Raw genomic sequence first — 19,481 nt, 5'->3', positions numbered from 1 at the left:
CGGCCCGCTGGGCATCGGTCAACGACAACGGCGGAATCTTCGGACCCGGACGACTCATACCGAACCAACGGCGAATCTCCGACTCAGGTCACTAGCGGCGGGCCGCCCGCCTCGCCAGGTGCTCCTCGAACGTCCCCTTGCCGACCGCGCGGTCCGGCGCCGTGTGCCCGCCGGCCCGGAACGCCCGGTAGGCGGCGCCCCACAGCGGCACGTTCACCACCGCACGCCGCTTGCCGACGGCCGCCAGATAGGCGCGCGCCAGCGACTCGACCGTGCGGACCTGTGGCCCGGCCAGGTCCTCGACCCGCCCCGCCGGCGCCCCGGCCGCCAGCTCCGCGAGCCGCTCGGCGACCTCCGCCACCTCCACGGGCTGGTCGCTCACGCCCGCCGGCAACGGCATCACCGGCACCTTCGACAAAGTCTCGAACAACCGGGCGAGCAGATCGTGGAACTGGGTCGCCCGCAGCACCGTCCAGCCGAGCCCCGACTCCGCCACGAGCCGCTCCACGGCGAGCTTCGACCGGTAGTAGCCGAACGGCACCCGGTCCACCCCGACGATCGAGATGTACACCAGGTGCCCGGTCCCCGCCCGGCGCGCCGCCTCGATCAGGTGCGCGGCCGCCCGCTCGTCACCGCCGCGCGGCGAACTGGCGCAGTGCACGATCGTGTCCACACCGGCGACGGCCACGTCCAGCCCCGGTCCGCCCTCGCGCAGGTCGACGGCGTACGGCTGGGCGTGCCGGCTCAACACCCGCACCTCGTGCCCGTCCGCACGCAGCCGCTCGGAGACGAGCCGGCCCAGGGTTCCGGTACCGCCGGTCACCAGGATCGTGGTCATGGTGGTCAGTCCCTTCGGACGCGGGCGCTCCCGGCCGGAACACCCTCCGCCGACCGGGACCGGACAGCCTCTCGTGATGTGACATCCTCCCGGACCCGAGCCGGCCGACGCCGTACGAGCACCCGATCGAGCCGACGCCGTACGCGGTCCAGCCTGTCCGGATCCGCCATGGTCCGCACGAGTCGGAGGCACCTCCGCTCGTCCGAGGCGTCCGCTTCTGTGGCCTGTGAGCCACCCCACATCACCCGCCCCTCTGGACGGCCACCGGGCGTGGCACACTGACCCTGTACCTAAAGCAGCGCACTCCGGGGTCGGTGAAATTCCGAACCGGCGGTTACAGTCCGCGACCCGGCCGCTTCCAGCGGCCGGTTGACCAGGTGAAATTCCTGGACCGACGGTTAAAGTCCGGATGGGAGGCAGTGCGCGGCGGGCGGGCATTCGTGCGCGCCGCCGTCTGTGCTCGTTCCAGCGGGACGAGTCCGTCCGGCGTCGCTCCCGGTGTCGTCGCCCGTACGTTCTGTCGTCATCGACAGGCCCCGGAGTCCGTGCCCTAACGAGGCAGGAGGACCCGGGAAGTGTTCACCGGAATCGTCGAAGAGCTGGGTGAGGTCACCGCCGTCGAGAACCTCGGCGACGCCTCCCGCTTCCGGCTGCGCGGACCCGTCGTCACCGAGGGCGCGAAGCACGGCGACTCCATCGCCGTGAACGGGGTCTGTCTCACCGTCGTCGACCACGAGGGCGACGAGTTCACCGCCGACGTCATGGCGGAGACCCTCAAGCGATCCAGCCTCGGTGCCCTCGGCGTCGGCGCCCGCGTCAACCTCGAACGGCCCACCGCCGTCGGCGCCCGCCTCGGCGGCCACATCGTGCAGGGCCACGTCGACGGAACCGGCCGGGTGCTGGAGCGCACGCCGTCCGAACACTGGGAGATCGTCAGGATCTCGCTCCCGGCCGACCTCGCCCGGTACGTCGTCGAGAAGGGCTCCATCACCGTCGACGGCATCAGCCTCACCGTCGTCGACGCCGGCGCCGACCACTTCACCGTCAGCCTCATCCCCACCACCCTCGCGCTGACCACCCTCGGCCTCAAGCAGCCCGGCGACCCGGTCAACCTCGAGGTCGACGTCGTCGCCAAGTACGTCGAGCGCCTGCTCGCGGCGGGCCAGGGGGGCAGCCGGTGAACCAGCTGAACTCCGAGGCCTTCGTCCTCTTCGGCCAGCACATCCTCTGGTCGGACATGATCGGCAACATCCTCGGCCTGATCACCCTCGCCCTCGGCTGGCGCCGCTCTCTGTGGACCTGGCCGGTGCAGTTCCTCTCCGGGCTCGTCCTCTTCGGAGCCTTCTACGGCCACCTGACCGGCAGCGCCGGCAAGCAGGTCGTCGTCATGGCCGTCGCCCTGTACGGCTGGTGGCAGTGGAACCGGAGCAAGGGCCGGGCCGCGGACGGCCAGATCACCCCCCGCTTCGCGACCTGGACCGAGCGCGCCGCCATGGTCGTCGCCGCCGCCGTCGGCACGGTCGCCGTCGCCCTCCTCTTCAAGGCCTACCCGTCCCTGTCCTGGGACCCCTGGCCGGACGCCTACATCTTCGTCGGCACCATCGTCGCCATGTACGCCCAGGCCCGCGGCATGGTCGAGTTCTGGTTCGCCTGGCTCCTCGTCGACGTCGTCGGCGTCCCCCTCAACTTCGCCAACGGCTACGCCTTCTCCGGCTTCGTCTACGTCATCTACGGCGCGCTCGTCCTGTGGGGCATGCGCGACTGGTGGCTGCGCTCCCGCAAGGGCCCGGCGCAGTCCGCTCTGGAAGGAGCGCCGGCATGAGCACCGCACCCGTCCTGTACCCCGCCGACGACATCGAGGACTTCGCCCTCGACCCGATCGAACAGGCCGTCGCCGACATCGCGGCCGGCCGCCCGGTCGTGGTCGTCGACGACGAGGACCGCGAGAACGAGGGCGACCTCGTCATCGCCGCCGAGAAGGCCACCCCCGAGATCGTCGCCTTCATGATGAGCGAGTGCCGCGGCCTGATCTGCGCCCCCATGGAGGGCGACGAACTCGACCGGCTCCGGCTCCCGCAGATGGTCGCCGACAACACCGAGTCGATGAAGACCGCCTTCACGGTCTCCGTCGACGCCGGTGCCGCGCACGGCGTCACCACCGGCATCTCCGCCTCCGACCGCGCCACCACCCTCCAACTGCTGGCGAGCGGCACCGCCGAGCCCACCGACCTCGTCCGCCCCGGCCACGTCTTCCCGCTGCGCGCCAGGCCCGGCGGCGTCCTCGTCCGCAACGGACACACCGAGGCCGCCGTCGACCTCGCCCGGCTCGCCGGCCTGCGCCCGGCCGGCGCGATCGTCGAGATCGCCGGCGAGGACGGCCGCATGCTGCGCCTGCCCGAACTGATCCCCTTCGCCCGCAAGCACGGCCTGACGATCATCTCCATCGAGGATCTGATCGCCTACCGCCGCAGCGCCGAGCCCACCGTCCGCCGCGAGGCCGCCACCCGCCTGCCCACCGCCCACGGCACCTTCACCGCGTACGGCTACCGCTCCACCGTCGACGGCGTCGAGCACGTCGCCCTCGTCCACGGCGACATCGGCGACGGCCGCGACGTCCTGGTCCGCGTCCACTCCGAATGCCTCACCGGCGACGTCTTCGCCTCCCAGCGCTGCGACTGCGGGCCCCAGCTCGACGCCGCCCTCCAGCGCATCCAGGCCGAGGGACGGGGCGTGGTCGTCTACCTGCGCGGCCACGAGGGCCGCGGCATCGGCCTGCTCTCCAAGCTGCGGGCCTACGAACTCCAGGAACAGGGCCGCGACACCCTCGACGCCAACCTCGAACTCGGCCTGCCCGCCGACGCCCGCGACTACGCGGCCGGCGCCCAGATCCTCGCCGACCTCGGCGTCCGCAGCGTCCGCCTGATGACCAACAACCCCGACAAGACGGACGCGCTGCTGCGCCACGGCCTCGAGGTCGGCGCACGCGAGGCGATGCCCGTCCAGGCGGGCGAACACAACATCCGCTACCTGCGCACCAAGCGCGACCGGATGGGCCACGACCTGCCCTGGCTGGACACGGCCCCCGTGTCCCCCTGCGGCAACCAGTAAGCACGGCACGACAGCAACACAGCACTACGGCACCGAGGAGAGACGTGAGCGGCAAGGGCGCACCGGAACTGTCCGTGGAGAACGTGGGCGACCTGCGGGTCGCCGTCATCGCGGCCCAGTGGCACGAGAAGGTGATGGACGGTCTGGTCGACGGCGCCCTGCGCGCCCTGCACGACCTGGGCATCGACGAACCGACCCTGCTGCGGGTCCCCGGCAGCTGGGAGCTCCCGGTCGTCGCCAAAGGCCTCGCGGGCCGCGGCTACGACGCGATCGTCGCCCTCGGCGTCGTCATCCGCGGCGGCACCCCCCACTTCGACTACGTGTGCCAGGGCGTCACCCAGGGCCTCACCCAGGTCAGCGTGGACACCGGCGTCCCCGTCGGCTTCGGACTGCTCACCTGCGACACCGAGGAACAGGCCCTCGACCGGGCCGGCCTCGACGGCTCCACCGAGGACAAGGGACACGAGGCGGTGACGGCGGCGGTGGCGACCGCGGCCACCCTCCGCTCAGTATCCGAACCGTGGCGTTAGCCCGGCCGGCACACCGCGTAAAGTGGGCGGCACCATGTCCAATAAGACGTTCGAGGAGCTCTTCGCCGAGCTCCAGCAGAAGGCCGCCACCGGCGACCCCGCCACTTCCCGCACCGCCGAACTGGTCGAGAAGGGCGTCCATGCCATCGGCAAGAAGGTCGTCGAAGAGGCCGCCGAAGTCTGGATGGCCGCCGAGTACGAGGGCAAGGACGCGGCAGCCGAGGAGATCTCCCAGCTGCTGTACCACGTCCAGGTGATGATGGTCGCCCGTGGGATCTCCCTGGACGACGTCTACGCCCACCTCTGAGCCGCACCCGTCCCACCCGTCCCCCACGCATTCCCGCCCGAACGAAGGAAGCTCGCCTCATGCTGCGCATCGCCGTCCCCAACAAGGGTTCCCTGTCAGGCCCTGCGGCGGAGATGCTGCATGAGGCCGGCTACCAGCAGCGCCGGGAGTCCAAGGAACTGCGGATCGTCGACCCGGAGAACGAGGTCGAGTTCTTCTACCTCCGCCCCCGCGACATCGCCATCTACGTGTCCTCCGGCCGCCTCGACATCGGCATCACCGGCCGCGACCTGCTCATCGACTCCGGCGCCAACGCCGAGGAGATCCTCCCGCTCGGCTTCGCCCGCTCCACCTTCCGCTACGCCACCAAGCCCGGCACCGCGAAGGGCGTCGAGGACCTCGGCGGCATGACCGTCGCCACCTCCTACGAGGGCATCGTCGCCAAGCACCTCGCCGACAACGGCATCGACGCCTCCGTCGTCCACCTGGACGGCGCCGTCGAGACCGCCATCGAACTCGGCGTCGCCGAGGTCATCGCGGACGTCGTCGAGACCGGCACCTCCCTGCGCAACGCGGGCCTGGAGGTCATCGGCGAGCCCATCATGAAGTCCGAGGCCGTCGTCATCCGCCGCACCGGCGCCGGCACCGACGAGCCCAAGGTCCAGCAGTTCCTGCGCCGCCTCCAGGGCGTCCTCGTCGCCCGGACGTACGTGATGATGGACTACGACTGCCGCGTCGAGCAGCTCGAGAAGGCCGTCGCCCTGACGCCGGGCCTGGAGTCGCCGACCGTCTCCCCGCTGCACAACGAGGGCTGGGTCGCCGTCCGCGCCATGGTCCCCGCCAAGGAGGCACAGCGGATCATGGACGACCTGTACGACATCGGCGCCCGCGCCATCCTGACCACGGCGATCCACGCCTGCCGCCTCTGAGGTACCCGCCGACGATGTCCGACCTGCCCACCCTCCCCGTCACCTTCCGGCCGGGCCGCACCCGCGCGGTGCTGCTCACCGCCGGTGTCGTGATCTTCGTCGTGATCTCGGGCGTCTCGCTGCTCCTGGAGCAGCTGGGCCCCGGGGAGCGGCTCAGCTTCGTCGTCACCGGCGGCCTCAGCTTCTGGGTGCTGGCCCAGCTGGCCCGTGTCAAGGTCGTCGCCGACGACTCCGGTGTCACCGTCGTGAACATCGCCAGCCGCAGGCACCTGGACTGGGCGGAGATCCTCCGGGTGAACCTCCGTCCGGGCGACGCCTGGGTCTTCCTCGACCTCAGCGACGGCACCAGCCTGCCCGCGCTCGGCATCCAGCCGGGCATCGCCAGGGAGCGCGCCATCGCCGACGCACGGGCCCTGCGGACCCTCGTCGAGGCCCGCTCCCTCCGTGACCCCGAGCAAGATCAGGGCTGACTCGGGGTCGTCCACCCTGCCGCACGGGCCCGTGTCTTGATTAATCTGGTGGCGGAGACGTTTCCCCGACGTCTCCGCCCCTGTCGTGCCGGGCCCGGCGCACAGGGGTTCCTGCTACCCGAGGAGTGACCCTCTCAGGCGATGGACGGTTCGTCCTGTAGTACCTGCGCCGCCCCCTCCACAGCGGAGGCGGCGGTTTCATGACCATCCCCCTGCTGCTCCTGGCAGCCGCGTTCCTGCTGATCCTGGCCAACGGCTTCTTCGTCGCCGCCGAGTTCGGCCTCGTCACCGTCGAGCGACCGGAGGCCGAGAAGGCCGCCGCCGACGGCGACCGACGAGCCCGCACGGTCGTCGAGTCGCTCAAGGAGCTGTCCTTCCAGCTCTCCGGCACCCAGCTCGGCATCACCATCACCTCCCTCGTCGTCGGCATGCTCGCCGAACCCGCGCTGGCCGAGCTGCTGCACGGCCCGGTCACCGCGACCGGCATCCCCGAGGGCGCGGTCTCCGGTGTCGCCGTCGCGGTCGGCATGCTGCTGGCCTCCGCCGTGCAGATGGTGATCGGCGAACTCGTGCCCAAGAACTGGGCGGTGTCCAGGCCCCTCCAGGTCGCGCGCTTCGTCGCCGGCCCGCAGTACGCCTTCGCCCGCCTCTTCCGGCCGGTCATCGCCGGCCTCAACGCCGTCGCCAACCGGCTCGTGCGGGCCCTGGGCGTCGAGCCCGCCGAGGAACTGGCCTCCGCCCGCACCCCGGGCGAACTGGTCTCCCTGGCCCGGCACTCCGCGCAGGCCGGCGCCCTGGAACAGGACACGGCCGACCTCTTCGTCCGCACCCTGTCCCTGGCCGAGCTCACCGCGCAGCACGTCATGACCCCGCGCGTGAAGGTCAGCGCCCTGCAGGCGTCGGCCACCGCCGAGGACGTGGTCAACCTGACCCGCGCCACCGGCCTGTCCCGCTTCCCCGTCTACCACGAGAAGATCGACGAGATCGTCGGCATGGTCCACCTCAAGGACGCCCTCGCCGTCCCCGTCCACGAACGGCTGCGCACCCCCGTCGGCCGGATCGCCCGCCCGGCGCTGCTCGTCCCCGAGACGCTGCCCGTCCGGCCCCTGCTGGCCCGGCTGCGCAGCGAGCAGCCCATCGCCGTCGTCGTCGACGAGTACGGCGGCACGGCCGGCGTGGTGACCCTGGAGGACATCGTCGAGGAGATCGTCGGCGAGGTCCGCGACGAGCACGACGGCGCGGACACCCCGGAACTGGCCGCCGTGCCGCCCGAGGACGGCCGGCCCGCCTGGGACGTCGACGGCAGCTGCCGTGTCGACACCCTGCTGCGGATAGGCCTCGACGTGCCCGAGGGGCCCTACGAGACGGTCGCCGGACTCGTCGCCGACCTGCTGGGCCGTATCCCGGCCGTCGGCGACCGGGCCGAGCTGCCCGGCTGGCGCCTGTCGGTGCGCCGCGTCGGCCACTACCGGGCCGAGCGGGTCCGGCTCGTGCGCACCGGGGCCGTCGTGGAGGCCGCCCGATGAGCGTCTTCCAACTCGCCCTCGCCGCCCTCCTCGTGCTCGCGAACGGCTTCTTCGTCGGCGCCGAGTTCGCCCTGGTGTCGGTCCGCCGCAGCCAGATCGAGCCGCTCGGCACGGCCCGCGCCCGCCAGGTCCTGCACGGACTGGAGCGCCTGCCCCAGATGATGGCGGCCGCCCAGTTCGGCATCACCGTCTGCTCTCTCACCCTGGGCGCGGTCGCCGAACCCACGGTCGCGCACCTGCTGGAGCCCGTCTTCGAGGGGGTCCACCTCCCGCACGGGATGATCCACCCGCTGGGCTACGTCATCGCCCTCGCCGCCGTGGTCTTCTTCCACCTCGTCATCGGCGAGATGGTCCCGAAGAACCTCGCCATGGCGGCACCGGAGAAGGCCGCGCTGTGGCTCGGCCCGGGGCTGGTCGCCTTCGCCCGGCTGTGCCGTCCGATCACGGTCGCCCTCGGCGCCTGCGCCCAGGGCATCCTGCGCCTCTTCGACGTCGAGCCCAAGGACGAGGTGGAGGCCGTCTTCACCAGCGAACAGCTCAACCGGCTGGTGGAGGATTCCGGCCAGGCCGGTCTGCTCGACCCCGAGGAGCAGGAGCGGCTGGAGGACGCGCTGGAGCTGGGCTCCCGGCCGGTCACGGACGTGCTGCTGCGGCGCGAGTCGCTGGTGACGGTCAGCCCGTCGGTCACCCCCGGCGAGATCGTCGACCTCACCGCCCGCACCGGCTACTCCCGCTTCCCGGTCGCCGCGGAGAACGGCGCCTTCATGGGGTACCTCCATGTGAAGGACGTCCTGGACCTGGAGCACTCCGACCGGGCGGTGCCGCAGCAGGTGTGGCGCTCCATGACGACGCTCCGGGCGGACCTGCCCCTCGACGACGCGCTGACGGTCATGCGCCGGGCGGCGACCCATCTGGCGCAGGTCGCCGACGCCTCGGGCAAGGTGCTCGGCCTGGTCGCCCTGGAGGACGTACTGGAACTGCTCGTCGGCGAGGTGCGGGATCCGGCCCACCGGGACGTGCCCGAGGTGGTGATGGCCTCGTAGCCCTCGCGCGCGGGCGTGCCGCTTCCGGCGGCGCGCCCGCGCCACGGGCCGGGCGGCGCCTACAGGGCCGACGGATCCTGCGGTCCCCGGCCCGACAGCACCTCCCCGTACGCCTGCATCAGGTCAGGCAACCGCAGCGTCGACAGATCGTCCCGGGTCAGGGCCCCGGGATACACCGACAGCCGCAGGTCCCGGTAGGCGCAGCTCTTCTCGTACAGGGTCCGCAGGAACCGCCCGTTGCCCAGCTCGTCGATCCAGCCCTGCTCCACCACGTGCCCGGCGACCGACCGCAGCTCGTCCAGGGCCTCCTCGTCCCACACGTCACCGTTCTCCGCGGCGAGTACCTCGCCGATCGAGGTGAGTTCCAGGGGCCGGTACGACGGGAAGTCGACACGGGTCGTGAAGCGGGACGACAGTCCGGGGTTCGCGGCGAGCAGACGGTCCATGCCCTCCGGATAGCCGGCCAGGATCACCACCAGGTGGTCCCGGTTGTCCTCGGCCCGCTTCAGCAGCACCTGGAGTGCCTCGTCGCCGTACGCGTCGCCCTTGCCGTAGCCGGAGTTGGACAGGGAGTACGCCTCGTCGACGAAGAGGACACCGCCCAGCGCGGAGTCGATCAGCTCATTGGCCTTGACCGCCGTCTGGCCGAGGTACTCGCCGACCAGATCGGCCCGCTGGGCCTCCACGAGGTGGTCGCCGCCGAGGAGGCCGAGGGCGTAGAAGACACGGCCCAGGATGCGGGCCACCGTGGTCTTGCCGGTGCCGGAGGGGCCGGAGAAGACGAAATGGCGCTTGGGCGGCTGGACCGGGAGGCCCTGCCCGGCTCTCAGCCGGGCCATGTTCAACTGCGCCGACAACGCCTTGACCTGACGTTTGACCGGTTCAAGTCCGACCATGCGCTCCAGTTCGGCGAGCGCCTCCTCCAGAAGGACGGGGTCGGTGGGCCCGGCGGGCAGCACCGAGGGCACCAGCGTCCGCTCGCGCACCGCCGGGCCGGTCACCGAGGGGAGGGGGCCGACGGGCGGCAGGTCGCCGGGTTCGGTGAGCTTCAGGTCCCGTCCTTCGGTGCCGAAGAGCGGGTCGAGGACGTCGGGCCCGTCGCCGGTGTCCTGGCCGGCACCGGTGAGGGTGATCGCGGCGAGGTCGCCCGGATCGTCGTAGCCGTCGCCCTCGGCGATCGCGGCGAGCCGGGCCGCGGTGTCCATGAAGGCGGGGTCGACGCGGTGCACGGCGCGGTACAGGGGGAGGGCGGCGGCCGAGCGGCCGGTGCCCTCGTGGGCGCGGGCCAGCCAGTAGCGCAGTTCCTTGCGCTGCGGCTGCTCGCTGCGGCAGCGCATCAGCGCCGTCGACAGCAGCGGCTCGGCCTGCCCGTACATCTCCAGCCGGACCCGGGCCATACCGCCGAACAGGCCGGCCTCGATGCCGAGCAGCGGGTCGTCGACCAGCGGGTCGGTGTGCCGGACCAACTGCTCCCAGTCCTTGACCAGGTAGGCGCGGCAGGCGTGCAGGAAGCGGACCTGCTGGTCGGTGTCGACGGGCGGGAGCCCGGCGAGCGCACGGTCCAGTTCGGGCACGTGCCGGCCGTCCAGCCAGTGCGAGGCGTGCGCGAGCAGCAGGTCGCGGGGGCTTTCGAGTACCGGTTGCACCCACCAGCCCAGCCAGTACCAGGAGTTGAGGGTGCGTCGGTGCCGGGTGCGCTGTTCGCCGAAGCGGTCGCGGTGCCGGAACATCCTCAGCAGCGCGGTCGTCGTGTCGACGCGCAGCGCGTGCAGCCCGAGCCAGCCGTCGGCCATGCCGGGATCGATCCGCACCGCGGTGCGGAACTCCTCCTCCGCCTGTGGATACGCGCCCATCGTGTAGGCGTCCACGCCTCGCAGCCAGGCGAGGTCGGCCGGGGCCTCGGGGCCCCGCGTGCCGAAGTCCATCACGTCCCCCACAAACCGTGCCCCCGTCGGTATGCCGCCGGGCCGTCGCCCACCGGCCGCCTTGGTCGAACCGCTGTGCCGCGGACCGCAGTTGCAAGGTGCGCGCGGCAGCTGTCCGTAGGTCGCACCGAGGGCATCGTACCTGCGGGGGTGTCGCCCGCCGAAGGGTGCCGCACAGGACGTTTGGCGTGGTGGGGGCAGAAGGGGCGCACCTGTGCGTGGTGACCCTGGGTGAGCGAACGGCGCCGCACGGCGGTCGTCCGGGGCGGGGCACGCCGGGTGAGGGCAGAACGAAGCCCCCGATCACGGGGGAACAACCGGGGGCTTCGCGTCCTGAGGCGGCTTGGATTGCCGCACATTGAGAACGTAAGTCCTGTACGGGCCACCGGTCAAGCAGGGCCGGAGCACTTGGTGAAGTTCGCACGCACGACCCCTTCACGGGTTCGCCACATCGCGGGTGCTCCCTCACCGTGTGTGACGGTGTGGTGCGGTCAGTGCGTTCCCACCGGCCCCGGCAGCATCTCGTACCCCTCGTTCACCTGCCGCACCACAGTGTCGGCGTACGGTCTCGACGGGTCTTCGGCGAAATGACGTTCCTCGGCCCGGACCCATCCGTCCCAGAAGTCCCGCTGTTCCTCCCCGTCCCGTGAACGCCCCCGCGCCCAGGCCTCCTCGCGGGGCACCTCCATCCACAGCAGGTGCGCCAGGTGCGGCCGCAGGGCGCGGCGGCCCGCGCCGACGCCCTCGACCAGGACCACCGGGGCGGCCGGGAGCGGGCGGGGCGGGCCGAAGCGGCGGTCGTGCCAGTCGTAGGGGGTGTAGCGGGCCGTCCCGCCGGCGCGGAGGGGGGTGATCACCTGGGCCAGCAGACGTCCGGTCCAGGAGAAGGGTTCGTCGTGGCTCGCGATGTCGTCCAGATGGAGAACGGGCGCGTCGCCCAGCGCCTGCGCCAGGCGCCCGGCGAACGTGGACTTCCCCGAGCCGGCGTGCCCGTCGACGCCGATCAGACGGACCGGGCCGCAGGACGGGGGCAGCTGGCGGAGCCGGGAGGCGAGCTGGTGGATGGCGGGTCCTGGTGATTCGGGGCGTGCCCTGGGCGGGCTCGGGCGGCACCGCCCGGGGCCACGGGAGGGCTGCGGGTCTGCGGCGGGCCAGTCTAGTGCGGTACGGGACCGCCCGGCCGTCGTCGCGCCGGTGGCCCGGACCGGGGGCGGTCGGGGGGCGGCCAGGGGTGCCGATGCGACGTCCTGGCGCCGTCGGCGGTGTCGGGCGTGGGCCGCCGACGCGGCGCCCGCCCGGGTGCCGTCAGGGGGCCGGACCCGTGTCGCCGGGCGTGGCACGAGCGTCGGTGCTGGCCGACCCGGCCGCCCGCGGCCATAGTGGGCGCACACCGCACACCGCACACCGCACACCGCACACCGCACACCGGACCCGACCCGATCCGACCCGCCACACCCTGGGAGTCGTTCGTCCATGAGCCAAGCCGAACAGCCGTCCTACGGAGCGGAGCAGCGCTCCGGCGGAATCGACCAGTGCCCCGAGGCGTCCGATCGGCCCACCCGCAGAACCGTCCTCGCCGCCGCGGTCGCCGCGGCCGTCGCGGGGGGTGCGGGGGGTGCGGCCCCGGCGGCCGCCGACACGGTCGGCACCGCGGGCCCCGACACGGTCGGCACCGCGGGCCCCGACACGGTCGGCACCGCGGGCGCCGACACGGCCGGCGCCGCGGGCGCCGGAGCGGCGGTCGGCCGGCCCGTCGACCACCGTTCCTGGACGACCCTCGCCGACTGGAGCGCCGGAACCGCCCGGGGCACCCGGACGGTCGCGGGGACCCGGCCCGGCGTCGCCATCGGCACCCCCGCCGGCACCGTCGACCTCACCGACCCGCACACCGGCACCACCGCCGCCTGGGAGTACGCGACCTGGACCTCCCCGGTCCACCGGCTCACCGTCCCCGCGACCGAGGCGATCGCCTCCTGGAACGCGAGCACCCCGGGCGGCACCTGGCTCCAGGCCGAACTGCGGGCCACCTACTCCGACGGCACGGACACCCCCTGGTACGTCATGGGGCGGTGGGCGTCCGGCGACCAGGACATCCGGCGGGCCTCCGTCGACGGCCAGAGCGACGGCAGGAGCACCGTCTGGACGGACACGCTGGCCGTCGACGACGCCTCCACCGGCCTGCGCCTGACCTCGCACCGCCTCCGGCTGACCCTCTACCGCAGGCCCGGTACGCAGCTCACCCCGACCGTGTGGCGGCTGGGCGCGATGGGCTCCGACGTCCCCGACCGCTTCACCGTCCCGGCCTCCGTGCCCGGCCCGGCCGGGGAGCTGAGCGTGCCGCGGTACTCCCAGGAGATCCACACGGGCCAGTACCCCGAGTACGACAACGGCGGCGAGGCCTGGTGCAGCCCCACCTCGTCCCAGATGATCATCGAGTACTGGGGCGGCCGCCTCACCCCGGAGCAGCTCGCCTGGGTCGACCCCGCGTACGCCGACCCGCAGGTGTGCCACGCCGCCCGGTCCACGTACGACCACCAGTACGCGGGCTGCGGCAACTGGCCGTTCAACGCGGCCTACGCGGCCACCTTCAAGGACCTCCAGGGTGTGGTGACCCGGCTCACCTCCCTCACCGATCTGGAGACGCTGATCGCGGCCGGCATCCCTGCCATGACCTCCCAGTCCTTCCTGAAGGGAGAGCTGACGGGCGCCGGGTACGGCACCTCCGGCCACCTGATGACCGTGGTCGGGTTCACCGCGGAGGGCGACGTGATCGCCAACGATCCGGCCTCGCCGAGCAACGCGGCGGTGCGGCGCGTCTACCGGCGGCGCGAATTCGAGAACATCTGGCTGCGCACCAAGCGGTACGACGCGAGCGGCACGGTCGTCTCCGGCACCGGAGGCGTCTGCTACCTCTACTTCCCGGCGCGTCCGACCGCGCGCCAGCGCACGGCGCTCGCGGCGGTCGGGGTGCACTGAACCGGGCACACGGCGGGAACGTCGGCCCCGCCGTGTGAGCAAGCTCTCGACCGCGAAAGCCCTGACCGGTGGCAAGGTGGACAGTCCGGACCCTGTACGCCCGACCTCAGCGAGACACCATGACCGCACACGCAGCCACCGCCCCCCGTGCCCGCACCGGCGGCCCCGGGGACGACGGGCCGAAGATCCTCGAACACGTCATGGGGTGGGTCCTCGTCGCCGTCGTGGCCATGTTCGTGACCCAGCTCGGACTGCTCTGACGCCGGTGTCCGCGATCTCCGGCGCTGTGATCTGACCCACCGTTCGACCTGACATACTGACGTCGTCCCGCCGACCGTTGAGACCAGGGTCGACCTTGAACATCAGTCACCAGCGTGCCGGTGCCCGTCCGCAGGCGCGCGGCACCGAGCGCTCACTGGCGCGTCGCGCCGAACTCCTCGCCATCGGGCGGAAGTTGTTCGCCGACACGTCCTACGACGCGCTCTCGATGGACGACATCGCCCGGCAGGCGCACGTCGCCAAGGGGCTGATCTACTACTACTTCCGGTCCAAGCGCGGCTACTACATGGCGATCATCCAGGACTCCGTCGCGGACCTGGTCTCCTTCGCCGCGAGCGGCCTGGAGCTGCCCCAGGTGGACCGGGTGCACCGCACCGTCGACGGCTATCTGCGCTTCGCGGAGCACCACCAGGCCGCCTACCGCACGATCGTCAGCGGCGGTGTCGGCTTCGACACCGAGGTGCACGCCATCCGCGACGGGGTGCGCGAGGCGATCGTGGCGACCATCGCCGAGGGCGCGTACGGCCGCAGCGACATCCCGCCGCTGCCCCGGATGGGCCTGCTCTCCTGGGTGTGCAGCGTGGAGGGCGCCACCCTCGACTGGATCGACCGCCCCGAGCTCTCCCGCGAGGTCATGGGCGACCTCCTGGTGAAGACCCTGGGCGGCGCCCTGCGCGCCGTCGAGGAACTGGACCCCGCGTTCCCGGCGCCGGAACCGGCGCGCCGGGACTCCTGACCCGCCCCCGGTGTGCCCGTCGGGATCATGACCCGCCCCCGGTGCGCCCGTCGGAATCCTGACCCGCCCCCGGTGCGCCGTCGGGATCCTGACCCGCTCCGGGGCGGAGGCCCGTGGTCCTCCGCCCCGAGTGTTCTCGCGGTCCGGCTAGTCGATGGCCCCGATCAGCTCACCGTCCGCCGTGTCCCCGCTCAGTTCCCAGAAGAAGGTCCCGCCCAGGCCCTGCTCGTTCTTGTACGCCATCTTCGTCGCGATGGTCGCCGGGGTGTCGTAACTCCACCATTCGTCGCCGCACTTCGCGTAGGCGGTGCCGCCCACCGTGCCGGTCACGGGGCACCTGGTCTTGAGCACCCGGTAGTCGTCGATGCCCTCCTCGTACGTCCCCGCCGCCGGGCCGGTCGCGGTGCCGCCGGGTGCCGCCTGGGTGACGCCGGTCCAGCCGCGCCCGTAGAAGCCGATGCCGAGCAGCAGCTTCGCGGCGGGGATGCCGAGTCCCCGGAGCTTGGCGATGGTCGCCGAGGTGTAGGTACCGGCCGCCGGGATGCCGGTGTAGGAGTTCAGTGCCGAGTGCGGAGCCGTCGGCCCGGTGGTGTCCCAGGCGCCGAAGTAGTCGTACGTCATCGGGTTGTACCAGTCGACGTACGCGGCGGCGCCCGCGTAGTCCGCCGCGTCGATCGTGCCGCCCGCCGAGGCGTCGGCGGTGATCGCCGCCGTGACGAGGTTGTCGGAGCCGAACGTCGTGCGCACCGCCTGCATGAGGCCCGTGAAGGCCGTTGTGCCGCTGGTGTCGCAGACGGTGCCGCAGGCGTTCGGGTACTCCCAGTCGATGTCGATGCCGTCGAAGACGTCGGCCCAGCGGGAGTCCTCGACCAGGTCGTAGCAGGACTGGGCGAACGCGGCCGGGTCACCGGCCGCTTCGCCGAAGCCGCTCGACCACGTCCAGCCGCCGAAGGACCACAGGACCTTCAGGCCCGGGTACTTCTTCTTCAGCTCGCGCAGCTGGTTGAAGTTGCCGCGAAGGGACTGGTCCGAGGTGTCGGCGACGCCGTCGACGGACTCGGCGGCGGTGTGGGCGCGTTCGGTGGCGGCGTAGGCGTCGCCCATCGCGCACTTGCCGCCGGTGACGTTGCCGAAGGCGTAGTTGATGTGGGTCAGTCTCGCCGCCGAGCCCGACGTCTCGATGTTCTTGACGAGGTACGCGCGGTCGTCAACGCCCCATTCCGTGAAGTAGCCGACGGTTTTCGCGTCGGTGGCCGCCTGCGCGGACGGGGCGGTGGAGGCGGTGCTGACGGTGGCGGTCGTGGTCGTGGTCGGGGACGTGGCGGCGGTCGTGGTCGGGGAGGAGGTGGCGGTCGCGGGGCCGGCGCCGGCGAGCAGGAGGGCGCTCAGGGCGGCCGAGGAGGCGGCGGCGACGAGCGCCTGGATCTTGGAGTGCCGGATCCGGGCGTGCCGGCGGTGGGGAGGTCGGTGCATCGGGTGTCACCTCGTGCGGGGGGAGGAGAGTGCGCCGATTGGCATGGACGCGAGAACGCGGTGGCCGTGAGCGTAGGAGTACTTGATCAGCCAGGTCAATGGTGCGGACCAGTCGGTTCCGGTAGTGCGGGCGGCGTGCGCGGCGGGCATACTCGCAGCGCACGGCCTCCGCCGGCCCGGCGCGGAGGTCTCCGGTGGGCTCAGGGAGGCCGGTGGGCCCAGGGAGGAGAGTGCCGCCATGACCGACCGCTCCCCGCCGCCGGTGGACCGCCTCCTGCCCACGGACGAGGCCCGCGACCTGCTCGCCCTCGTCCGGGACATCGCCCGCCGCGAGATCGCCCCGACGGCCGGGGCGGAGGAGGCCGCCGGGCACTTCCCGCGCCCGCTGTTCACCCTCCTGTCGGAGGCGGGGCTCCTGGGCCTGCCGTACGACCCCGCGTACGGCGGCGGTGGTCAGCCCTACGAGGTCTACCTCCAGGCCGTGGAGGAACTGGCCGCGGCCCGGCTCACCGTCGGGCTCGGCGTCAGCGTCCACACCCTGGCCACCTTTCCGGTCGCCGCCCACGGCACCGAGGCCCAGCGGGCCGCGCACCTGCCCGGGATGCTCGGTGGCGGGCGGCTCGGCGCCTACTGCCTGTCCGAGCCGTCCTCCGGTTCGGACGCGGCCTCGCTGCGGACCAGGGCGGTGCGCGACGGCGACGAGTGGCGGATCAGCGGCACCAAGGCGTGGGTCACCCACGGCGGTCTCGCGGACTTCTACACCGTCCTGGCGCGAACCGGCGGCGCGGGCCCACGGGGGATCACCGCGTTCCTGGTCCCCGGTGACGCCGAGGGCCTGACCGCCGCGCCGCCGGAGCGGAAGATGGGGTTGCGGGGCTCGCCCACCGCCCAGCTCCACTTCGACGGCGTACGGGTCCCCGACGCGCGCCGCATCGGCGACGAGGGGCAGGGCTTCGCGATCGCCCTGGCCGCGCTGGACTCCGGGCGGCTCGGTATCGCGGCCTGCGCGGTCGGGGTCGCCCGGGCGGCCCTCGACGAGGCGGTCGCGTACGCGGGGCGGCGGCGGCAGTTCGGGCGGCCGATCGCCGACTTCCAGGGACTGCGCTTCCTGCTCGCCGACATGGCCACCCGGATCGAGGCGGGCCGGGCCCTGTACCTGGCGGCGGCGCGGCTGCGGGACGCCGGCCGGCCGTTCGCGCCGCACGCGGCCATGGCCAAGCTGCACTGCACCGACGCCGCGATGCAGGTCACCACCGACGCCGTCCAGGTCCTCGGCGGCTACGGCTACACCGCGGACTTCCCCGTCGAGCGCTACCTGCGCGAGGCCAAGGTCCTGCAGATCGTCGAGGGCACGAACCAGATCCAGCGCATGGTCATCGCCCGTCACCTAGTGGGTCCGCAGACCCGCTGAACTGGCCCGGACGCACCGGCGGGGCCGCCAGACGCGCCCACTCCGGGTCGTGCCGGCCGGGCAGGGTACGGCCCCGGTCGGCCCAGGCGCGCATCACGGCACGGTAGATCGGCGGGTCCGGCAGGGGCGGCGGAGCCGGCGGAACCGATTCTGCGGGCGCCGGGACGTAGAGCTGGCGGTGACGCCCGGGCGCTGTCGAGTAGGTGAGGACCATACCGGGGCAACGCGCGGGCGCGAGTCCGGGTCACCGGCCCGGTCGGTCGGGCGTGAGTTCGGAGGGTGCCCCGGGCTCCGTCGCGGCGGGTCGGGGCCGGCGGGGGCGTCGGTCCGGCACCGGCCGTCCCCCGGCGCGTCCCCGCTGCCTTCGACGTGGTTGACGCGCCGTCAAGTCATTTGCCGACGAATTCACTCGACCGGTGATGCGTCGTCAGGTCCGCGCGGCCGGTCATGCGCGTCAGGTCCGCTCGGCCGGTCGTCGCCGGGCGGCGGGCGGCCGCACTGTCGTGCGTCGCTCATCAGTCCTTCCGCTCCTGCGCCCGTCAGTCCTTCCGTCCGTCAGTCCTTCCGCCGGTCGGCGCGGCAGCTCGGCGTGGCGCGTCGCGCGGCACCTCGGGGCGGTCGCCGTGGCGGCCGGTGCGGACACACCGGTCCTGCACCACGGCATCCTCGGGCCACGGCGGCCCAGAGCCACGGTGCAGGGCAGTCGACGAAGGCGGGCCGGCTCTCCGGCCGGGCAGGACGCTCAGGCGGCGTGGCGGTGCATCGTCGGTACGCGCATCGGGCGCGAGCCCGGGCCGCCGACGTGCGAGAAGGGCTGCATGCGCCAGTCGAGGCCCTGCGGGAGCGTCAGCAGCAGGGCGGTGTCCTGCTCCTGGGGCTCGAAGGACTCGTCCGCGGGGCGCGCCTCGGAGGCCGTGCGGCCCGTACCGGCACAGACCGTGAGCCCGAACGGGTTCCACGGCGAGGCGCACAGTGCGTGCTCCGGCAGGATCTCCTCGTCCGCCAGCAGCGCGATGGGCTGGGCGCAGTCCGGGCAGATCACCCGGTACATCTCGAAGGTGTCGTACGCGTCGAACTCCTCGCCGTCGTCGGCGAGTTCGGCGTCGAAGGTGTCGGGTTCGACGCCCTCCGGCTCGAGTTCGACGACGACGGGCTGGAACCGCTTGGGCGCGGTACGACCAGGGCGCTTAAGACTCTGCATGGGATTCTCCCCCTCGGGCTGGGCCGTGAAGGCGCTGCGGCCTCGACCACAGCAAGCACTTCCCAGACCGTCTCGGGGGTAATCACGGGAACATCACGAAGCCCGGACAGGACTTGTGGTGTTCGTCACATGCCGCGCGAAGGTGCCCGCGTGAACCGGTCCGCCGGGGCGTCCCGCACCTGACCTCCGGTCACATCACGAACCCGTATGACCTGGGCTGCATAGGTATACGAGGAGATCGTGTGCCCTGTAAGTTCTTGCGCCATGGAGGAGCTGGACCGACAAATCGTGCAGCTGCTCGTCAAGGACGGGCGGATGAGTTACACCGATCTGGGCAAGGCCACGGGCCTGTCCACCTCGGCCGTGCACCAGCGGGTGCGTCGGCTCGAACAGCGCGGCGTCATCCGCGGATACGCGGCCGTCGTCGACTCCGAGGCCGTCGGGCTGCCCCTGACCGCGTTCATCTCGGTGAAACCGTTCGACCCCAGCGCCCCCGACGACATCGCCGACCGTCTCTCCGGGGTGCCGGAGATCGAGGCCTGCCACAGCGTGGCCGGCGACGAGAACTACATCCTGAAGGTGCGCGTGGCCACCCCGCACGAACTGGAGGAGCTGCTGGGCCGGCTCCGGGCGCTCGCGGGCGTCTCGACGCGGACGACGGTCGTCCTGTCCACCCCGTACGAGGCCCGGCCGCCGAGGATCTGAGGGGTCCGCGTGCCGGGCGCCCCGGCCGGGGCGCGACACTGTGTC

At 72.5% G+C, this 19,481-nt stretch carries 19 protein-coding genes and 1 riboswitch; of the genes, 14 read left to right on the top strand and 5 right to left on the bottom strand.

The window, feature by feature from the left end:
- Nucleotides 1–91: 91 nt before the first annotated feature.
- On the bottom strand, nt 92–838 hold the full coding sequence (locus tag ACIP67_RS41635; RefSeq protein ID WP_401699531.1) for an SDR family oxidoreductase: 747 nt from the start codon (nt 836–838) through the stop codon (nt 92–94).
- Between the two features lie 296 nt (nt 839–1,134).
- A riboswitch (FMN riboswitch) is annotated at nt 1,135–1,265 on the top strand.
- Between the two features lie 148 nt (nt 1,266–1,413).
- On the opposite strand from ACIP67_RS41635, the gene ACIP67_RS41630 reads away from it, so the two are divergent.
- From ACIP67_RS41630 to ACIP67_RS41590, 9 genes are all read left to right on the top strand, one after another.
- A complete protein-coding gene (locus ACIP67_RS41630; protein WP_401699529.1) occupies nt 1,414–2,019 on the top strand; it encodes a riboflavin synthase in 606 nt (201 codons plus the stop codon).
- Nucleotides 2,016–2,660 (top strand): nicotinamide riboside transporter PnuC, encoded by a 645-nt coding sequence (gene pnuC / locus ACIP67_RS41625; protein WP_401699527.1) that lies wholly within the window; start codon nt 2,016–2,018, stop codon nt 2,658–2,660. The genes ACIP67_RS41630 and pnuC overlap by 4 nt, the downstream gene beginning before the upstream one ends.
- Nucleotides 2,657–3,946 (top strand): bifunctional 3,4-dihydroxy-2-butanone-4-phosphate synthase/GTP cyclohydrolase II, encoded by a 1,290-nt coding sequence (locus ACIP67_RS41620; RefSeq protein WP_401699524.1) that lies wholly within the window; start codon nt 2,657–2,659, stop codon nt 3,944–3,946. The genes pnuC and ACIP67_RS41620 overlap by 4 nt, the downstream gene beginning before the upstream one ends.
- 44 nt (nt 3,947–3,990) lie before the next feature.
- Nucleotides 3,991–4,476 carry a 6,7-dimethyl-8-ribityllumazine synthase gene (ribH, locus tag ACIP67_RS41615; RefSeq protein WP_401699522.1) on the top strand — a complete coding sequence of 162 codons (486 nt, stop codon included), beginning with the start codon at nt 3,991–3,993 and terminating at the stop codon, nt 4,474–4,476.
- A gap of 34 nt (nt 4,477–4,510) precedes the next feature.
- Complete coding sequence (locus tag ACIP67_RS41610) at nt 4,511–4,783, top strand: phosphoribosyl-ATP diphosphatase (RefSeq protein ID WP_401699520.1); 273 nt, start codon at nt 4,511–4,513, stop codon at nt 4,781–4,783.
- A 59-nt stretch (nt 4,784–4,842) separates the two neighbouring features.
- On the top strand, nt 4,843–5,691 hold the full coding sequence (hisG, locus tag ACIP67_RS41605; RefSeq protein WP_389519514.1) for an ATP phosphoribosyltransferase: 849 nt from the start codon (nt 4,843–4,845) through the stop codon (nt 5,689–5,691).
- Between the two features lie 14 nt (nt 5,692–5,705).
- On the top strand, nt 5,706–6,161 hold the full coding sequence (locus ACIP67_RS41600; RefSeq protein WP_401699516.1) for a PH domain-containing protein: 456 nt from the start codon (nt 5,706–5,708) through the stop codon (nt 6,159–6,161).
- A 200-nt stretch (nt 6,162–6,361) separates the two neighbouring features.
- On the top strand, nt 6,362–7,687 hold the full coding sequence (locus ACIP67_RS41595) for a hemolysin family protein (RefSeq protein WP_401699514.1): 1,326 nt from the start codon (nt 6,362–6,364) through the stop codon (nt 7,685–7,687).
- Nucleotides 7,684–8,730 carry a hemolysin family protein gene (locus tag ACIP67_RS41590; protein WP_401699511.1) on the top strand — a complete coding sequence of 349 codons (1,047 nt, stop codon included), beginning with the start codon at nt 7,684–7,686 and terminating at the stop codon, nt 8,728–8,730. Before ACIP67_RS41595 ends, ACIP67_RS41590 begins: the two co-directional genes overlap by 4 nt.
- 59 nt (nt 8,731–8,789) lie before the next feature.
- On the opposite strand, the gene ACIP67_RS41585 is transcribed toward ACIP67_RS41590, so the two are convergent.
- Both ACIP67_RS41585 and ACIP67_RS41580 read right to left on the bottom strand, forming a co-directional pair.
- Nucleotides 8,790–10,655, bottom strand: coding sequence for an AAA family ATPase (locus ACIP67_RS41585; RefSeq protein WP_401699509.1), 1,866 nt, complete (start codon nt 10,653–10,655; stop codon nt 8,790–8,792).
- Between the two features lie 491 nt (nt 10,656–11,146).
- The gene (locus ACIP67_RS41580; protein WP_401699536.1) at nt 11,147–11,719 is read right to left on the bottom strand and encodes a uridine kinase; all 573 of its coding nucleotides are present in this window, start codon (nt 11,717–11,719) and stop codon (nt 11,147–11,149) included.
- A gap of 409 nt (nt 11,720–12,128) precedes the next feature.
- Between ACIP67_RS41580 and ACIP67_RS41575 the strand changes: the two genes are divergently transcribed.
- The 3 genes from ACIP67_RS41575 (at nt 12,129) to ACIP67_RS41565 (ending at nt 14,646) form a co-directional block, all read left to right on the top strand.
- Complete coding sequence (locus tag ACIP67_RS41575; protein WP_401699507.1) at nt 12,129–13,631, top strand: peptidase C39 family protein; 1,503 nt, start codon at nt 12,129–12,131, stop codon at nt 13,629–13,631.
- Between the two features lie 119 nt (nt 13,632–13,750).
- Entirely contained in the window at nt 13,751–13,891 is a 141-nt protein-coding gene (locus tag ACIP67_RS41570; protein ID WP_401699504.1) for an SCO1431 family membrane protein, read from the top strand.
- A gap of 95 nt (nt 13,892–13,986) precedes the next feature.
- On the top strand, nt 13,987–14,646 hold the full coding sequence (locus ACIP67_RS41565) for a TetR/AcrR family transcriptional regulator (protein ID WP_401699502.1): 660 nt from the start codon (nt 13,987–13,989) through the stop codon (nt 14,644–14,646).
- 147 nt (nt 14,647–14,793) lie between these two features.
- Here the strand turns inward: ACIP67_RS41565 and ACIP67_RS41560 are convergent, their stop codons facing one another.
- The gene (locus tag ACIP67_RS41560; RefSeq protein WP_401699500.1) at nt 14,794–16,119 is read right to left on the bottom strand and encodes a glycoside hydrolase family 18 protein; all 1,326 of its coding nucleotides are present in this window, start codon (nt 16,117–16,119) and stop codon (nt 14,794–14,796) included.
- A 238-nt stretch (nt 16,120–16,357) separates the two neighbouring features.
- Here ACIP67_RS41560 and ACIP67_RS41555 point away from each other — a divergent pair, with 238 nt between their 5' ends.
- On the top strand, nt 16,358–17,530 hold the full coding sequence (locus tag ACIP67_RS41555; protein WP_401699497.1) for an acyl-CoA dehydrogenase family protein: 1,173 nt from the start codon (nt 16,358–16,360) through the stop codon (nt 17,528–17,530).
- A 742-nt stretch (nt 17,531–18,272) separates the two neighbouring features.
- On the opposite strand, the gene ACIP67_RS41550 is transcribed toward ACIP67_RS41555, so the two are convergent.
- Nucleotides 18,273–18,731 carry a hypothetical protein gene (locus ACIP67_RS41550; protein WP_401699495.1) on the bottom strand — a complete coding sequence of 153 codons (459 nt, stop codon included), beginning with the start codon at nt 18,729–18,731 and terminating at the stop codon, nt 18,273–18,275.
- 264 nt (nt 18,732–18,995) lie between these two features.
- On the opposite strand from ACIP67_RS41550, the gene ACIP67_RS41545 reads away from it, so the two are divergent.
- The gene (locus ACIP67_RS41545) at nt 18,996–19,436 is read left to right on the top strand and encodes an Lrp/AsnC family transcriptional regulator (RefSeq protein ID WP_385067172.1); all 441 of its coding nucleotides are present in this window, start codon (nt 18,996–18,998) and stop codon (nt 19,434–19,436) included.
- Nucleotides 19,437–19,481: the final 45 nt, after the last annotated feature.

It is taken from the genome of Streptomyces sp. NPDC088812 (assembly GCF_044750285.1).
GTDB lineage: Bacteria > Actinomycetota > Actinomycetes > Streptomycetales > Streptomycetaceae > Streptomyces.
The sequence above is the reverse complement of the archived record's forward strand: the minus strand, read 5'-3'. Positions and strand labels throughout refer to the sequence as shown.

Bases quoted from the DNA above. Each gene is read 5' to 3' on its own strand.
- ACIP67_RS41635 (WP_401699531.1), bottom strand. From the start codon at position 838: ATGACCACGATCCTGGTGACCGGCGGTACCGGAACCCTGGGCCGGCTC.
- ACIP67_RS41620 (WP_401699524.1), top strand. From the start codon at position 2,657: ATGAGCACCGCACCCGTCCTGTACCCCGCCGACGACATCGAGGACTTC.
- ACIP67_RS41610 (WP_401699520.1), top strand. From the start codon at position 4,511: ATGTCCAATAAGACGTTCGAGGAGCTCTTCGCCGAGCTCCAGCAGAAG.
- hisG (WP_389519514.1), top strand. From the start codon at position 4,843: ATGCTGCGCATCGCCGTCCCCAACAAGGGTTCCCTGTCAGGCCCTGCG.
- ACIP67_RS41600 (WP_401699516.1), top strand. From the start codon at position 5,706: ATGTCCGACCTGCCCACCCTCCCCGTCACCTTCCGGCCGGGCCGCACC.
- ACIP67_RS41595 (WP_401699514.1), top strand. From the start codon at position 6,362: ATGACCATCCCCCTGCTGCTCCTGGCAGCCGCGTTCCTGCTGATCCTG.
- ACIP67_RS41590 (WP_401699511.1), top strand. From the start codon at position 7,684: ATGAGCGTCTTCCAACTCGCCCTCGCCGCCCTCCTCGTGCTCGCGAAC.
- ACIP67_RS41585 (WP_401699509.1), bottom strand. From the start codon at position 10,655: ATGGACTTCGGCACGCGGGGCCCCGAGGCCCCGGCCGACCTCGCCTGG.
- ACIP67_RS41575 (WP_401699507.1), top strand. From the start codon at position 12,129: ATGAGCCAAGCCGAACAGCCGTCCTACGGAGCGGAGCAGCGCTCCGGC.
- ACIP67_RS41570 (WP_401699504.1), top strand. From the start codon at position 13,751: ATGACCGCACACGCAGCCACCGCCCCCCGTGCCCGCACCGGCGGCCCC.
- ACIP67_RS41560 (WP_401699500.1), bottom strand. From the start codon at position 16,119: ATGCACCGACCTCCCCACCGCCGGCACGCCCGGATCCGGCACTCCAAG.
- ACIP67_RS41555 (WP_401699497.1), top strand. From the start codon at position 16,358: ATGACCGACCGCTCCCCGCCGCCGGTGGACCGCCTCCTGCCCACGGAC.
- ACIP67_RS41550 (WP_401699495.1), bottom strand. From the start codon at position 18,731: ATGCAGAGTCTTAAGCGCCCTGGTCGTACCGCGCCCAAGCGGTTCCAG.
- ACIP67_RS41545 (WP_385067172.1), top strand. From the start codon at position 18,996: ATGGAGGAGCTGGACCGACAAATCGTGCAGCTGCTCGTCAAGGACGGG.